This window comes from Stappia stellulata, from assembly GCF_020176715.1.
Taxonomy (GTDB): domain Bacteria; phylum Pseudomonadota; class Alphaproteobacteria; order Rhizobiales; family Stappiaceae; genus Stappia.
Genome location: NZ_JAIVMF010000005.1, coordinates 13,999 through 27,652 on the forward strand (window position 1 = coordinate 13,999; position 13,654 = coordinate 27,652).

A 13,654-nucleotide genomic window follows, 5' to 3' on the forward strand; every position below is an offset into this window, starting at 1 on the left:
CCGGCCGGTGGCCATACCGCCTGCGGGTCGGTCCTCACGGTTGCGGCCGGGCGGTGATCCCGCCGCGGCCGCTGCTTGCCAAGATGCCCGACGCGCGGCTCACGCGCCGATCATGTTGCCCTGCGCGGCGAGCTTGGCGAGCCGGCGCTTGCCGTCCTCGACCGCATCGCGGATTTCCTCGGAATTCTTGGTCGACATCACGCGCATCTCGTTGATGATCTCGCGCGAGTTGACCTGGAAATTGATCACCGAATCCACCAGCTTCTTGACTGCGGCGGCCTGAACCGTGGGGCCGTATCCGGCCTTGAGCGCGGCTTCCTGCACCGCGTCGCCGATCTCGGCGAGCGTCTCCAGCGACTTGGACACGCCGTCCTTCATCGCGTTCAGCGTCTCGGTGGATTCATGCAGGCCCTGAAGCCCCGTGAAGGAGGCGTTCAGCGCGGTCAGCACGGAATCATTGGTGGAGAAGAAGCTCACCGCCTGCGAGTAGACCCGCTCCTTGGCGTTGGTCGTCTGCATCAGGCGCGCCATGATGACTTCCGACGTGTTGTAGCCGATCGTCAGGTTGTCGGAGAGGTCCTTTGCGACCTGGTAGCGCTTCTCCTCGTCCTGCATCACGCGCATCTTCTCGTCGCGGGCAAGCTCCAGACGCGCCTTTCCGGCCGGATCGTCCCCGGCATAGGCCTCGACGGTCTTGTTGGCTTCCTCAAGGCCGGCCTTGGCGGCATCGAGCTTGGCGCTTGCGGTCTGCAGCACCTCCAGTGCCAGGACCTCGGCCTGTTTCAGCGCGCCGCGGAAATCGCGATAGGCTTCGAGGATGCGCTGCTCGCGCTCGATCTGGTCCTTGGTGTCGCGCGCCACGTCCAGATAGGTGTCGCGGATCTTGCCGAAGCGGTCGGAGACCGTGCCCCGCGTCATGTCCCGCCACTTGTTCGACAGGCCTTCCATGAAGGAGATCTTGCCGTCGGAGAGCTGGTCGACCATGGCCTTGGCGTCGTCGCGGATCGAGTTGAACGCCTCGGTGATCGCCTCGTAGCGATCGCCGATGGACATGGCCTGGATCTCGTTGCGCACCACCTCGTTGAAGGTCTGCGCCTGGCCGAGGGTCCGGGTGATCACGGCGATCTTGTCCGGCGACAGGTCGGAAATCTTCTCGAGCAGCGCGTTGATCGGCGCCTCAGCGGTGCTGCCGGGCATCAGGCCCATGTCCCGCAGGGCGCCCATCGCGCGGTCGAGATACTGCATGGGCGACAGGGCGGTTCCCGCCGTTGCCTGCGGGGCCATTTGCGTATCCGACATTGCCGTTGTCTCCGCCATTGTGCGTCCTCTGTCTTCAGTTTTCGCCAGGCCCGGTTGCGGCGCCATGGCGAAAGGGACCCGATATCAAGTTCCGGCCGTGGTGCGCCGGATCGTTCATGCGCCCTTCGCGTCCGGCGTTTCCGGTGCCGCGCGTGGTGCGCGAAGCTGAGTTAAGCACATTCCCTGTGACAGTTACACGCCCCAGGCCGCCGCGATGCGAGATGCGGTCTAAGGTGTTGCGTCCATGCCCGCCCGGGCGTCGCAAACGGCGATCCGCGCGGCCAGACGGGCGTTGTTCCTGACCAGCGCGATGTTGGTGTCCAGACTGCGTCCGCCGGTCATCTCGTAGACAAGGGCAAGCACGAAGGGCGTTACATCCTTGCCGGAAATGCCGCGTTTCGCGGCCTCCGCCACGGCCGCGTCGATGATGCCGGCCATTTCGGCGGCCGGGATCTCGGCGCTTTCGGGAACCGGGTTTGCGACCAGCACGCCGCCATGACCGGGAAAGCTCCGGCGAACGGCCAGAAGCTCGGCGATCTCCTCGGGCGTATCCAGCCGGTAGGGCGCGGGCAGGCCGCTGGAACGCGACCAGAAGGCGGGGAAATCGTCGGTGCCATAGGCAACGACGGGAACGCCGCGGGTCTCCAGCACTTCCAGCGTCTTCGGCAGATCCAGAAGCGCTTTCGCACCGGCGGCGACCACGCAGACCGGCGTGCGGGCCAGTTCCTCCAGGTCGGCGGAAATGTCGAAGCTTTCCTGCGCGCCCCGATGCACGCCGCCGATGCCGCCTGTGGCAAAGACCGAAATGCCGGCGGCATCGGCCGCCATCATCGTCGCCGCGACCGTGGTCGATCCGGTGCGCCGGGTGGCGAGCGCGAAGGCGAGATCGGCGCGCGAGCATTTCATCGCGGTCTTTGCTTCGGCAAGCAGCTCCATCTCGCCGTCCGAAAGCCCGACATGCAGCTTCCCGTCGAGGGCCGCGATGGTCGCCGGTACGGCGCCTTGCGCGCGAATGTCGGCCTCCACCTGACGCGCGGTTTCCGCGTTCTTCGGCCAGGGCATGCCATGGGTGATGATGGTCGATTCCAATGCCACGACGGCCTGGCCGGCGGCGCGGGCGTCCGCCACTTCCGCGCTCAGCACGATCTGCGAATTGGGGAGGGAAGAGAGCCTGGTCGACATGTGTGCCTCGAAGTCCGGTGCGCGGAGCAAAGGGTCGGATCCGCGCGATGCGCGCCGGCGCCCTTATAGGCGCGCGAGCAGCACCGCGTCGAGACGCATGTCGTCGCGGTGCTGCGGTTTTTCCGGCCTGTAACCGGGCGGTTACGCAGTCGGCGAGGCGGCTGCGGCGCTTTCGCCAAGGACGGCGTCCCAGGTGAGCGTTACGGGGGCCGCCCCTTGCGCCTGCACGGTCACGCGTGCCGCAGCGAGGCCGGCGCGGGCGGCGTCGGCAATGTCCCAGCCGCGCGCGCGGGCCGCGAGCGTGCCGGCAATCAGCGCGTCGCCCGCGCCGGTGACATCCCGTACGGCAACGGGCGCCACGGCCAGGCTCAGGCAGGCCCCGGCGGTAGCGAGCGCCAGCGGGGCGGGCCCATCGCTGACGAGGCAGGCGCCGACGCCGAGGGCAACCAACGCGCTGGCGATCGCCAGCGCATCCTCCGGCGCGGGAGCGGGACCTGCATGCCTCTGGCCGAGCAGGGCGGCGCCTTCCAGCCGGTTGCAGAACAGGATGTCCAGCCGGTCGAGAACTTCGGCGAGGCGCGGCGCCTTGGCGATGGAGACGGCGTCGGCTGCCAGCAGACGGTGTCCGGCTGCCGCGGCGATTTGCCCGAGGACCGGCTGCGGCAGGTTCGCCTCGATGAACCAGAGATCCGCTTCGGCGAGCGCTGGATGGGCGATGTCGATGTCGCCCGGTCGCAGCGCATCGGTGATGGCGCCGTCGACGACGGCCGCCGCCAGACCGCCGTCGGGGTCATGCAGGGCAAGATAGCGCCCGGTCGGGTGGTCGGAGCGATGGACAGTCGAGACATCGATGCCCTCCGCGCGAAGGCTTGCAAGCAGCACATCGCCGTCGCTGTCGCGACCCACCGCCCCGGCGAGGGCGCAGGGCGGGGAGAGGCGCGCCAGCGCGCGGGCGACATTCGCGGCAACGCCGCCCGGACGGGTGGTCAGGCGCGCCGGCGTCGAGGTGTCGCGCAGGATGGCGCGCTGCGCGTCGGCGAGCGTGTCGAGATGAATGGCGCCGAAGGCGGCAAGGGTCATGCGCGCGGATCCTGATATCGAAAGACATGCGGGCCCGGGTCGGGCGTGCCGTCCTGCGCCACGGGTCCGCTTCCTCATGCCACAGGACGGCACGCCGGCGAAAGCGCGCTGGGGCGGGCGACCGTGAGCGGAAACCGCCGGGTGATTCTGGCAGCGGAGCGTCCCGGTTTCCCGCTTTGCCATCCAGACCCCGGGTGGTTCATATCGTCCGGTCAGGGAACAAGTCTAGAACATATCGACTATTATCATTTATTTTCAGTTACTTATTTGTCATTGCTCGAAGAGAACAAATAAGGTACAAAAGCTGAGTTTGAATCGCCGGCCCTGGCATGGAATAAGGATCGCACGCATGGCTCAGAATTCACTCCGCTTGGTCGAAGGCATTCAAATGGACAAGACAAAGGCGCTGGACGCCGCCCTTTCTCAGATCGAACGCGCTTTCGGCAAGGGGTCCATCATGAAGATGGGCCAGGGGCAGGTGGTCGAGACCCAGACCGTCTCCACCGGCTCGCTCGGCCTCGACATCGCGCTTGGCATCGGTGGCTTGCCGCGCGGGCGTGTCGTTGAGATCTACGGACCGGAATCTTCCGGCAAGACCACGCTGGCACTGCACACCATCGCCGAGGCGCAGAAAGCCGGCGGCATTTGCGCCTTCATCGATGCCGAGCATGCGCTCGACCCGATCTACGCCCGCAAGCTGGGCGTCAACATCGACGACCTGCTGATCTCGCAGCCGGACGCCGGCGAGCAGGCGCTGGAGATTGCCGACACGCTGGTGCGGTCCGGCGCCATCGACGTTCTGGTGGTCGATTCCGTGGCCGCGCTCACGCCGAAGGCGGAGCTTGAAGGCGAGATGGGCGACAGCCTCCCGGGCATGCAGGCGCGGCTGATGAGCCAGGCGCTGCGCAAGCTCACCGCGTCGATCTCGCGATCCAAGTGCATGGTGATCTTCATCAACCAGATCCGCATGAAGATCGGCGTCATGTTCGGATCGCCGGAAACGACGACGGGCGGCAACGCGCTGAAGTTCTATGCCTCCGTGCGCCTCGACATCCGGCGCATCGGCGCGATCAAGGACCGCGACGAGGTGGTCGGCAACCAGACGCGGGTCAAGGTGGTCAAGAACAAGCTCGCTCCGCCGTTCCGCCAGGTCGAGTTCGACATCATCTACGGTGAGGGCGTGTCCAAGAACGGCGAGCTGCTCGACCTCGGCGTCAAGGGCGGGATCGTCGAGAAGTCCGGCGCCTGGTTCTCCTACAACAGCCAGCGGCTGGGGCAGGGACGCGAGAACTCCAAGCAGTTCCTCAGGGAAAACCCCGAGATCGCCGATGAGATCGAATTGGCGATCCGGCAGAATTCCGGCCTGATCGCGGAGCGGATCACGGATCCCTTTGCCGGCAACGAGGATGGCGAGAGCGCCGAATAAGGGCTTGGTGGCGGAGCCGGCGATCCCGGTTCCCTGCGGCACCAGCGGCCTGACGCAGTTCGACGTTTCGGGGCGCCTTCGGGTGCCCCTTTTCTTATCTGGCGCGCGACGGCGGCGTGCCGTTGCCGCGCTGGACTTGTCGACTGTGCAAAGATAAAAGCGGCGCAAGAACGAACAAGGCGCGCGCCATGGCCGGATCCTGTCCCGGATCGCCCGATCGCGCGCCCGGCGCATTGGATGGCAGCTTCATGAGCGGTGTAAACGAAATCCGGACGGCCTTTCTCGACTATTTTGCCAAGAACGGGCACGAACCCGTGGCATCGGGGCCGCTCGTTCCGCGCAACGACCCGACGCTGATGTTCACCAACGCCGGCATGGTTCCGTTCAAGAACGTCTTCACGGGTCTCGAAAAGCGCGACTACGTGCGGGCGGCCAGCGCGCAGAAATGCGTGCGCGCCGGCGGCAAGCACAACGACCTCGACAACGTCGGCTATACCGCGCGCCATCACACGTTCTTCGAGATGCTGGGCAATTTCTCCTTCGGCGATTATTTCAAGGACCGTGCCATCGAGCTGGCCTGGAACCTGATCACCAAGGAGTTCGGTCTGCCCAAGGACCGGCTGACCGTTACGGTCTATGCCGAGGACGACGAGGCACACGATCTGTGGAAGAAGATCGCCGGCCTGCCTGACGAGCGGATCATCCGCATCGCGACCTCCGACAATTTCTGGGCGATGGGCGATACGGGCCCCTGCGGGCCGTGTTCGGAGATCTTCTACGACCACGGCGACCACATTTGGGGCGGGCCTCCGGGATCCGCCGACGAAGACGGCGACCGGTTCATCGAGATCTGGAATCTCGTCTTCATGCAATACGAACAGCTTGCCGACGAGCGGGTCGACCTGCCGCGTCCGTCCATCGACACCGGCATGGGGCTTGAGCGCATCGCAGCCGTCCTCCAGGGCGTGCATGACAATTACGACATTGATCTGTTCCGCGCGCTGATCTCGGCGTCTGAAAACGCCATTGGCGTCGAGGCGGAAGGCAAGGCGGCGTCGAGCCACCGGGTGATTGCCGATCACCTGCGCTCCGCCAGCTTCCTCATTGCCGACGGCGTGCTGCCATCCAACGAGGGGCGCGGCTATGTGCTTCGCCGCATCATGCGCCGGGCGATGCGCCATGCCCATCTGCTGGGTGCGGAAGATCCGCTGATGTGGCGGCTGGTGCCGACACTGGTGCGCGAGATGGGGCGGGCCTACCCCGAACTGACGCGCGCCGAGGCGCTGATCACCGAGACGCTGCGGCTGGAGGAAAGCCGCTTCCGCAAGACGCTTGCGCGCGGCCTGACCCTGCTGGACGATGCCAGCGGCGATCTCGGCGAGGGTGCGGAGTTCGATGGCGAGACCGCCTTCAAGCTCTACGACACCTATGGCTTTCCGCTGGACCTGACGCAGGATGCGCTGCGCGCGCGCGGCATCACGGTCGACACCGACGGCTTCAAGGCGGCGATGGAGCGTCAGCGCGCCGAGGCCCGAGCCGCGTGGTCCGGCTCGGGAGAGGCCGCCACCGACACCGTCTGGTACACGCTGAAGGACCGCTGCGGCGCGACCGATTTCCTTGGCTATGACACCGAGGCCGCGGAAGGCGTCGTCCAGGCGCTTGTGCGCGACGGTGCGGAAACCATGGAGCTGAAGGCCGGCGACACCGGCGTGGTGATCCTGAACCAGACGCCGTTTTACGGCGAGTCCGGTGGCCAGGTCGGCGACACGGGCACCATGCGCGGCGAGGGCGTCGAGATCGAGGTAACCGGCACGCAGAAGAAGGCCGACGGCCTGTTCCTGCATGAGGTGCGGGTGATCTCCGGCACCGTCGGCCTCACCCAGGCGCTCGAGCTGCAGGTTGATGGCACCCGCCGGTCAACCATTCGCGCCAATCACTCCGCGACCCATCTGGTGCATGAGGCGCTACGAGAGGTGCTTGGAACGCATGTGGCGCAGAAGGGCTCGCTGGTCGGCCCCGACCGGCTGCGCTTCGATTTCTCCCATCCCAAGCCGATGTCGGTGGAGGAGCTGCGGGAGGTCGAGGAGATCGCCAATGCGGTCGTGCTGCAGAACGCCCCGGTCGAAACCCGCCTGATGGGCGTGGACGAGGCGATCGAGCAGGGCGCGATGGCGCTCTTCGGCGAGAAATACGGCGAGGAGGTCCGCGTCGTGTCAATGGGCGTCGCGGATCGCGGCGCGAAAGCGGGCAAGACCTATTCGCTGGAGCTTTGCGGCGGCACCCATGTCGCGCGGACCGGCGACATCGGACTGGTGACGCTCGTATCGGAAGGCGCTGTCGCCTCCGGCGTGCGCCGGGTCGAGGCGCTGACGGGTGCGGCGGCGCGCCGCTACCTGAGCGGCCAGGACGCGCGGGTGCGCGACATTGCCGGGGCGCTGAAGGTCGGCCAGTCGGATGTGACCGACCGGGTTGCCGCGCTGATCGAGGAAAAGCGCCGCCTGGAGCGCGAACTTGCCGAGACCCGCAAAAAGCTCGCGATGGGCGGGAGCGAAGGCGGCGATGCCGGGGTGACCGAGATCGGCGGCATCAAGGTGCTGTCGCGGATCGTCGAGGGCCTCAATCCCAAGGATCTCAAGGGGCTTGCGGATCAGGCCAAGACCCAGGTCGGCTCCGGCGTGGTCGTGCTGATCAATCGCGGCGAGGACAACAAGGCGGCCATCGTGGTTGGCGTCACCGAGGACATGACGGGCACGTTGAGCGCGGTGGATCTGGTACGTGTCGGGTCGGCCGTGCTTGGCGGGCGCGGCGGCGGCGGGCGTCCGGACATGGCGCAGGCCGGCGGATCGGACGCCTCCCAGGCGGGAGCCGCGGTGGAGGCTATCCTCGCCTCGGTCGCGGATGGCGCGCGGTTGACGGAGGCCTGAGGCGATGGGCGCCGACCGCGAAGATCCGGACGACACACCGGGCCCGGAGCGGCAGCGCCAATTTGAACCGGATGTCGCGGACGACGCCGCGAAGCCCCCCGGCGCGGCGGGCGCGGCCGGCAGCACATCCTTCAAGCACCGGGTTTTCCGGCTGCTGGAGCTTGGATCGTCGGGAGACCGGCAGGGGCAGTGGGTCGACCGCATCCTGCTGATCTTCATCGTCGCCACCGTCGTGCTGGTGGTGCTGGAGACGGTCCCCTCCATCCAGCAGGAGTGGTCCGGCCTGCTCGACGCGTTCGAGTTCGTGGTCGGTGCGGTCTTCCTGACGGAGTATCTCCTGCGGCTGTGGGTGGCGGATCTTCATCCGCCGTTTCGCCGGCTGAAACCGCTGCAGGCACGCCTGCGCTATGCCGTGCGCGGCGAGGCGTTGATCGATCTGCTCGCCGTGCTGCCGTTCTTTATCGGGTTTCTGCTTCCCGCCGGCGACTTCAAGGCGCTGGTAGTCCTGCGGCTGTTGCGCTTCTTCAAGCTTGCCCGTTACTCGCCGGCGCTGCGCTCGCTTGCCAATGCGGTTGCCGGAGAACGCCACGCGCTCGGCGCCAGCCTGGTTATCATTTTCGGCGTCATGCTGCTCGCCGCCACCGGCATGTATCTGGTGGAACGCACGGTCCAGCCCGACACGCTCGGCACGATCCCGCACGCCATGTGGTGGGCACTGGCGACCCTGACCACGGTCGGCTACGGTGATGTGGTGCCGGTGACCGTTGCCGGAAAACTCCTCGGCGGCCTCGTCATGCTGATGGGATACGGGCTATTTGCGCTGCCGATCGGCATTGTCGCGACCGCCTTCGCGCGGGAGATCCACGCCCGCGATTTCGTTGTCACCTGGGGCATGGTCGCCAGCGTGCCGCTGTTTGAGGACCTGCGCGCCTCCGAGATCGCTGAAATTTCCAAGCTTCTGCGGGCGCTGTCCGTTGACGGCGGCCAGCCGATCACCCGGGTGGGTGAAGAGGCGACCAGCATGTATTTCATCGCCCGCGGCGCGGTGATCGTCGAACTGGGCAACACGCGCGCGCGGCTGGAGGAGGGCGCCTTCTTCGGCGAGATGGCGATCCTCGGCGGCCGGCGGCGGCTGGCCTCCGTCAGTGCTGCGGAAGCAACCCAGCTAATGGTCCTGGAGGCCAGCGACCTGCAACGGCTGATGAGCGACAAGCCGGAGATCGCCCGCAAGATCCTCGACGAGGTCAAGGCCCGCACGCAGCTCATGACCGCCAGTGGCGACATCGTGCCGGAGGAGCTGATGGAGGCGATGGATGCCGAGGAGAGTCTGACGGAGGAGGAATGCGCGCCGGATACCGACACCGGGCCGGATCTCTTCGCGCCGGAGACCGCGCGGAGCGATGCGGATGACCCCGTCGAACAGACCCCGCCCAAGGGCGGGGGCGACACGTGAAGCGCATTACCCAGCCGGCGCGGTGCTCCCTTAGATCATTAGTGCGCCGATCAGCTCCCAGTAGCGCCCGATCGCCGGGATAATGCCGGCGGTGCACGCCTTTCCTGTCCCGCGGGGCGACCCAAAAGGCTCAGCACGCGGTTCTTGCGACGTCTCAACCAGGTGCCGAGGGCCGGCCGGTCCATCAGCCACAGGCGCAACGACAGGCGGGCGCGCCAGGCCGCGAGATAGAGCGCGCCGATGGCCGTTTCTGCCCTGGTCATTGCCTTGATTGCCCGGTGGCGCCCTCCGAACCTGTCCTTGTAGTCATAGGTTCCGGCGCCGAAATCGTAGATCTCGAAGTCGTTGCGCTGCGCCCACTCGATTTCGAGAATGGTCGCGATCAGGCCGGGAGAGTGCTTCTTGTAGCGGCCCTCATTCAGCGAACACAACGTGCCGGTGATTACACCGTTGTGGCAGAGGCAGTAGCTTGTTGCGATCCAGTCGTCGCCGACGCGCAGGCCGTGCAGCAGGACATTGCCGGTCGCGCAGCCCTCCAGGGCGAGGCGCCGGCAATGGGCGAAAATCGCCGTGTCCTGCATCGAATCGCTCATGCCGTTTTTCGCAAGGCGCTTTTTGCGCTGAGCGGCCATGGCGTTCAGGATGCTGTCGATCTCGCGTGGCGTCTTTGCCTCGACGATCCCGAAGTCCGGGATCTTCTTCAGCTTGGCCAGCTGCTTCGCCATCTTGTTGTAGACGGAGTGCTGGCTGCGGGCGCGCTCAAGGCTTTTTTCGCCGAGATCGATCCGCGAGGCGCCTTCCCGGGTCTCGATCAGGCGGGCGGCCGTCCACAAGGGGTTCGGTACGCCACGGAATTCGCGAATGAGCTTGGAGAAAATCAGCGCATCATGCCGAGGGAGTGCGGCGAGCAAGGCAGCCCGCAGCCGCTCGGCCAGCGACGGATCGTTCGCCACCTCTCGTGTGACAACCGGGAAGTGGTAGTCCGCAACGCCATGGTCGAGAAAGTCGATCCGCCGGACACCGAAAGTTGTCCTGATGGTCAGCGGCACGATCATCAGCGCGCGATCCTCTTGGGAATCGAGGATTGCGACATAGACCGGTTTGCCGTCGCGCTCGCGGACGACCGTGTCTTCCAGCGACTGCAGGAAGGCAAGGCTCTGGAAGACGGTGGAACAGCCGTGCCCCTCAAGGTCGCGCCACAATGCCTCAAGGCGCGGAGCGTGAAGGGTTGCGAATGTCTCGCTGCGGAGTTTTGTCGTGTCCGTCATCGGTTTACCGGCTCCGGTGCGCGACGGGCAGGAGCGTGCCGATCCGCCCTTTGCGCCAGGCATAGGCGAAGGCGGCCTTCGTCCAGAACCCGGGGCCCTCGATGGCGCGCGATTTCGGTGTCAGTCCGAACACCTGACGCATCACGCCATTGGCGTAGTTCATCGCGAAATGCCGGCGGCTTGTGCGTGTGTGATACTCGACCGTTGCCGATACGTTCAGCGACTTGCCATTGACGACGCGGTGCGGCCAGTTGAGCGGCCAGAACAGCCCGTCGCCGGGCGTCAGGTCGATCACCGTCGCGGCCTCGTCGAAGGACGGATCGTAGGCGATCTCCTCGCCGGCTGCGGTGGTGATGATGCGCTCCAGTTCCTCCGGCTTGAGGAAGGGGTCCGCACCCGGATAGAGCCAGATGCGCTTTTCACCGCGAATGTGCAACAGCCCCTGGCCGGGGACATCCGCATGGTAGTAGACGCGGGCGTTGGGCGAGGAGATCAGGATCCCGAGCTGGCGGTTGAAGCAGGAAAACCCCGGCACCGCGGTTTGGAGCGTATCCATCAGTTCGTCCAGCAGCGCCTGGTAACGCGGATCGCGTGCGCCGACATGGCCGATGTTGACCCAAAGCGCACCGCTTGCCACGGCATCGAACAGCGTCGCGGGGTCGGCGGCGGTCAGGCCGCTGTCGCGCCATTCCCGCGCGTCTTCGCGGCCCGGGTCCATCGTCGCGATCTCGCGAACGGCGTCCGGGTTCTTCGCGACCAGGTCAGCAAGCGCTTCATCGCTGAACAGCGAACTTTCGGCAAACCGGTGCCGGATCCTGACGATCTCATTGTCCCAGGCTTCCGCAATGTTCGCGGGCAGGAAGCATGTGTCTTCGGTCATTGATCCCTCGCGTTTTCTCAGAGCATTGCGTGAAACCCTAAAGAAGCGATCAACAACTAATGCGCGAGATTGCGCTGGAGGCGTCAATAGGTTTGTTGGTAAATGCGGAATTTATGTGATTTCAATTTTATGAAAATGGTGATTGCATACGTCCCCTTAACCGGAGACGGCTAGGGCTTGATAAAACTCTTCAGCCCCGGTGCGCAAACGTATGAAGGCTCTCAGGAGACTTGCAGGTTCCGAGCAGGCGCGACGGTTGATCGAGATCCTGTTCAGCCGTGGCCTGAGCACGGTGTCGAGCTTCGTCCTGCTGTTTGTCGCAAGCCGCGTGCTGACGCTGCCGGATTACGGCCTTTATGTTTTCCTGTTTTCGGTCGGAAGCGCGCTTGGCCTGTTCATCGGCCTCGGCCGTCCGATGCTTCTGATCAAGCATCTTCGCGCCGCCCAGACCAGCGGAGGCGCCCACAATCGCTCGTTGCTGCGCGCCAGCCTTTTTTGGGTCGGGATGGCGAGTGCGGCTATTCTCCTGCTTGGCGGCTTTCTCTATATCGCCGCCCCCGTGCTGCCGTCTCCCTACAATGCGCTTTATCTCACGGCCGCATTCGCCGCGATCTATGCGTTGAGCGAGGTTCTGCAGGCCTATTTCCGCGTCCGGCAGAATTTCTGGCTGGCTCTGGTCCCGCGCGAGAACGTCTGGCGCTTGCTGGCGGCCGCCGGTCTTGTCGCCGGCGTTCTGCTGGGTGGCGGCTGGACCGGCCGTTCCGCCTTTGTGGCGGTCACGCTCGCGCTGCTCCTCTCCATTGCGGTTCAGGTCGCGGTGTTCCTGAGGCAGACCAGAGGCGCATGGATATCCTCCAGTGCCCCGGCGCTGCGCGCGCGCAAGCGTCTCTGGCAGCGCGAGGGCGCGTTCTTCTGGGCGCACACCGGGTTTGCGGCGGCGGCCTCCTATCTGGAGACTGTCCTGATCGGCGTGGTCATCGGTCTGGAGGCGGCGGCGTTCTTCTTCCTCGTGACGCGCCTGACGATGCTGCTCAACCTGCCCAGCGTCGCGGTGGAGACGCTCGGCATGCCCAGACTTTCGGAAAAGCTGCGGCGCAACGACCGCGCGGGCGCACAAAACCTGGCGGTCACCTATTCCGCGATTTCCTTCACGCTCGCCTTTCTTGGAAGCGTCGTGCTGCTTGCGATTGCGCCGACAGTGCTGGGCCTGTTCGACCCGTCCTTCACCGAGCATTTCGATGTGGTGGCGGTGATGGCGGCGAGCGTGGTGGCGCATGCCTTCTTCGGGGTCGGAACCGGCATGCTGCTCCTCGCCGGCGGCGAACGCTACTATCTGGTCTATCGCAGCTTGCTGTTCATTCCCTACCTCGGCTCCCTCGTCCTTGCCGGGCAGATCTACGGTTTGATCGGTGTTGCCGTCGTAAGCCTCGCCTTCGTCCTGATCGAGAACGTGATCGCGCTGGAGTGGTGCTTGCGCAAACGCGGCATTGATCTCAGGGCGAGCGTGTTCATGACGCAGCGGCTTCCCGCCTTGCGGCGCGCCGGCCCCTCGCAATGACTGCTAGCGCGGGACGAGGCCGGGCGTAAGCTGATCGTAGAGCGGATCGCCCGACCAGAAGACATCGGTCGGACCGATTGCGTAGTCGACGATGTTCCACCGCCCGTAGGCGCGCACAAGCAGGGCATAGGTGGTGATCCCGTCCATGTATTCCGCCTGCTCGCGCAGCGCTGTTCTCGACAGGTCAATCGGCCTGCCGCCCGGCCGTTGCGGCGAGACGATGGCGAAGGCCCAGTTTCCCGACACGCGCAGCCGGTCGATCACGAATTCGACCGGAGGAGAGACGCGTGCCTCCACCAGCGGACGGATGGCGTTCATCAGGTCCTTGCGCTCCTGTGTGCCCCGTGCCGGTTCGTAGGGCTTTTCGGCTTGCGCGTGAGCGGCCGAGACCAGCAGAAGGAGGGAGACCGCGGCAAGGGCGCGGAACATGCGGACGAACAGGGCTTTCGGCATATCGGGTCTTCCGTTTGGCGAGGCGAGGGGCACGGCCCCCGTGCAGAGCGAGTCTAGCCGGCCACGGTCGCCGGGGCCAGCCGGCAGGATCCCGTCGGTCCCGCAGGACGGCCGGTTCGACACACCAACGG

General features: G+C 65.8%; 10 protein-coding genes. 4 read left to right on the forward strand and 6 right to left on the reverse strand.

All coding sequences use genetic code 11. The features are described 5' to 3' along the window. Positions 1-99: 99 nt before the first annotated feature. The 3 genes from LC092_RS08090 to LC092_RS08100 all read right to left on the reverse strand — a co-directional run bounded on the left by LC092_RS08090 (position 100) and on the right by LC092_RS08100 (position 3,561). Positions 100-1,299, reverse strand: coding sequence for a cell surface protein (locus LC092_RS08090; RefSeq protein WP_224805960.1), 1,200 nt, complete (start codon positions 1,297-1,299; stop codon positions 100-102). 228 nt (positions 1,300-1,527) lie between these two features. Then, positions 1,528-2,481 (reverse strand): pseudouridine-5'-phosphate glycosidase, encoded by a 954-nt coding sequence (locus LC092_RS08095; RefSeq protein WP_224805962.1) that lies wholly within the window; start codon positions 2,479-2,481, stop codon positions 1,528-1,530. A gap of 141 nt (positions 2,482-2,622) precedes the next feature. Then, positions 2,623-3,561 (reverse strand): PfkB family carbohydrate kinase, encoded by a 939-nt coding sequence (locus LC092_RS08100; RefSeq protein WP_224805963.1) that lies wholly within the window; start codon positions 3,559-3,561, stop codon positions 2,623-2,625. Positions 3,562-3,910: 349 nt separating this feature from the next. On the opposite strand from LC092_RS08100, the gene recA reads away from it, so the two are divergent. From recA to LC092_RS08115, 3 genes are all read left to right on the forward strand, one after another. Next, positions 3,911-4,987: a recombinase RecA gene (gene recA, locus LC092_RS08105; protein ID WP_224805965.1), complete on the forward strand. Its 1,077-nt coding sequence runs from the start codon at positions 3,911-3,913 to the stop codon at positions 4,985-4,987. Positions 4,988-5,235: 248 nt separating this feature from the next. Then, a complete protein-coding gene (gene alaS / locus LC092_RS08110; protein WP_224805967.1) occupies positions 5,236-7,911 on the forward strand; it encodes an alanine--tRNA ligase in 2,676 nt (891 codons plus the stop codon). A 4-nt stretch (positions 7,912-7,915) separates the two neighbouring features. After that, positions 7,916-9,364 (forward strand): cyclic nucleotide-gated ion channel, encoded by a 1,449-nt coding sequence (locus tag LC092_RS08115; protein ID WP_224805969.1) that lies wholly within the window; start codon positions 7,916-7,918, stop codon positions 9,362-9,364. Between the two features lie 50 nt (positions 9,365-9,414). Here the strand turns inward: LC092_RS08115 and LC092_RS08120 are convergent, their stop codons facing one another. Then, the gene (locus tag LC092_RS08120) at positions 9,415-10,632 is read right to left on the reverse strand and encodes a GNAT family N-acetyltransferase (protein WP_224805970.1); all 1,218 of its coding nucleotides are present in this window, start codon (positions 10,630-10,632) and stop codon (positions 9,415-9,417) included. Between the two features lie 4 nt (positions 10,633-10,636). Continuing rightward, positions 10,637-11,512 carry a cupin-like domain-containing protein gene (locus LC092_RS08125; protein WP_224805971.1) on the reverse strand — a complete coding sequence of 292 codons (876 nt, stop codon included), beginning with the start codon at positions 11,510-11,512 and terminating at the stop codon, positions 10,637-10,639. A gap of 211 nt (positions 11,513-11,723) precedes the next feature. On the opposite strand from LC092_RS08125, the gene LC092_RS08130 reads away from it, so the two are divergent. Next, positions 11,724-13,070, forward strand: a complete 1,347-nt coding sequence (locus LC092_RS08130; protein WP_224805973.1) for a lipopolysaccharide biosynthesis protein — start codon at positions 11,724-11,726, stop codon at positions 13,068-13,070. A 3-nt stretch (positions 13,071-13,073) separates the two neighbouring features. Here LC092_RS08130 and LC092_RS08135 read toward each other — a convergent pair whose 3' ends face one another. After that, positions 13,074-13,523: a hypothetical protein gene (locus LC092_RS08135; protein WP_224805974.1), complete on the reverse strand. Its 450-nt coding sequence runs from the start codon at positions 13,521-13,523 to the stop codon at positions 13,074-13,076. Positions 13,524-13,654 lie beyond the last annotated feature (131 nt).